This is a genomic window from Streptomyces recifensis, from assembly GCF_002154615.1.
GTDB classification, from domain to species: domain Bacteria; phylum Actinomycetota; class Actinomycetes; order Streptomycetales; family Streptomycetaceae; genus Streptomyces; species Streptomyces griseoluteus.
On the sequence record NZ_MUNH01000882.1, the window covers coordinates 1 to 509 of the forward strand.

Sequence of the window (509 nt, forward strand, 5' to 3'; positions counted from 1 at the left end):
AGAGGACGACCTGGTGGGTGTCCTGGTTCTGTTCGAGGCGCATGGTGGGGTCCTCGGCGACGAGCCGGGACAGGCCGAGGGACAGTTTGTCCTCGTCGGGCTTGCTGTGGGCCTGGATGGCGAGGGGGAGCAGTGGGTCGGGCATCCGCCAGGGCTCCATGAGCAGGGGGTCGTCCTTGGCGGAGAGGGTGTCGCCGGTCTCGGCGCGGCCGAGCTTGGCGACGCAGACGAGGTCACCCCGGGCGCTGCTGTTTGCCGAAGGCCATGGAGAGGGCGCCGACCTTCTCGTCGACGTCGTGGTCCTCGTGGCCCCGGTCGGCGAGGCCGTGTCCGGAGACGTGGACCGTGTCGTCGGGGCGCAGGGTGCCGGAGAAGACGCGGACCAGGGAGAGGCGGCCCACGTAGGGGTCGGAGGAGGTCTTGACGACCTCGGCGACCAGGGGGCCCTCGGTGTCGCAGGGGCTCAGCTCGCGGGGGGTGCCGCCGAGGTCGGTGACGTCGGGCAGGGG

General features: G+C 71.9%; 1 pseudogene. It reads right to left on the bottom strand.

Annotation, left to right across the window (positions count from 1 at the left end):
- Window positions 1-509: pseudogene (locus CCN33_RS30565) on the bottom strand (elongation factor G-like protein EF-G2); the annotation flags it as partial.